Annotated in this window: 1 protein-coding gene; it reads left to right on the top strand. The window is 60.7% G+C overall.

What is annotated here, in order from left to right:
• The first annotated feature begins 453 nt into the window (after window positions 1–453).
• Window positions 454–1,275: a flagellin gene (locus FUT88_RS25000; RefSeq protein WP_102065407.1), complete on the top strand. Its 822-nt coding sequence runs from the start codon at window positions 454–456 to the stop codon at window positions 1,273–1,275.
• The last annotated feature ends 171 nt before the right edge of the window (window positions 1,276–1,446 follow it).

Below are 1,446 nucleotides of genomic sequence, written 5' to 3'. Positions count from 1 at the left end.
GCACGGGCGATAGTCGTGCGGTTCGACGATCAGGACATTGAGCATGGTGGGTGTTGCGGGTCAAACGCGGGCTCGCTTCGAGCTCTTCTTTCCACCGGCAGGCTGTTGGGCCGAACTGGCGGGCTTGCAACTCCCCATCTGTGCCGTGTGTGGCGCTCTATATAGAGAAGGATGCTGGCGCCTATGAACTGGTCGAACGAGTATAGCCGAGGCCCTGCAGGCCAAGAAGCAGGCGCACCGCCTCTTTTGGAGGGGGGCCGGACATCAGCGCCCGCAAGCCCAAACCGCCGCCGACGCACAAATTTGTCAAGGCACCCTAAACTTTCCTCAGAGGCCACCGATAACCTGAGTACAACGCAGACCTGATCCCCTTCAAGTTGCAGGTCACGTTGCCCGGCCTAGCCGGAATTAGCAAACACGGGCAACAAACCATCGGGAAACTTAGGAGCCGTCATGTCCCTCAGCCTCAATACCAACATCTCGTCCCTGCAAACGCAGCAAGCTCTGTCGCAATCGCAGTCCGCTCTGCAAACGTCGCTGCAACGTCTGTCGACCGGCCTGCGCGTGAACAGCGCAAAGGACGATGCCGCTGCTTACGCTGTGGCTTCCAGCCTGACCACCACGCTGAACTCGCAAACCCAAGGTATCCAGAACGCCAACAACGCACAGTCGTACCTGCAAACGGCCGACTCGTACCTGGGCCAGGTTGAAAACAACCTGCAACGTATGCGCCAACTGGCTGTGGAAGCCAACAACGGCGGTCTGTCGACCACCGACCAAGCCAACCTGGACAAGGAATACCAACAGCTGGCCACGGCCAACAAGAACATCGAGACCAACGCCAACTACAACGGCGCCAAGCTGTTCGACGGCTCGGTCACCTCGACCACGTTCCAGTACGGCCAGAACTCGGCGACCGACGTCGCTACCGTGACCAACGCCAACCTGGCCAGCTTCGGTACGCTGTCGAGCACGAGCGTGACTTCGACCGCCAACGCAACGGCAGCCCAGGCCAAGATCGACGCCGACCTGGCCAGCCTGAAGGCAGCTCGCGCTGACCTGGGTGCACAGCAAAGCGGTCTGAGCTCGACGATCAACACGCTGACCTCGTCGAACACCGCCCTGTCGGCTGCCAAGTCGGCCATGGTCGATACCGACTACGCTTCGGAAACGTCGAACATGACTCGCCAGAACATCCTGCAGCAAGCGGGTACGGCGATGCTGGCGCAAGCCAACTCGGCACCGAACAGCATCCTGAGCCTGCTGAAGGGCTAATCAGTAAGTTGGATGCAGTCCGGCCGCTCCGGCGGTTGGGCCAAGGGCCGGCGCTCCTCGGGGCGTCGGCCTTTTTTCGTTGGTCGGATACCCCACTTTTTCGTGGGTGGCGCCTGCATAACCTGCCCTAAAGAAGCTGCAGCCCGTGCCGTTGTGTAGAGAGACTTCCGC

The sequence above is a fragment of the Ralstonia sp. TCR112 genome (assembly GCF_007997035.1).
Lineage (GTDB): Bacteria > Pseudomonadota > Gammaproteobacteria > Burkholderiales > Burkholderiaceae > Ralstonia > Ralstonia edaphi.
The sequence above is the reverse complement of the archived record's forward strand: the minus strand, read 5'-3'. Positions and strand labels throughout refer to the sequence as shown.

Coding starts and splice junctions, on each gene's coding strand:
- FUT88_RS25000 (WP_102065407.1), top strand. CDS start 454: ATGTCCCTCAGCCTCAATACCAACATCTCGTCCCTGCAAACGCAGCAA.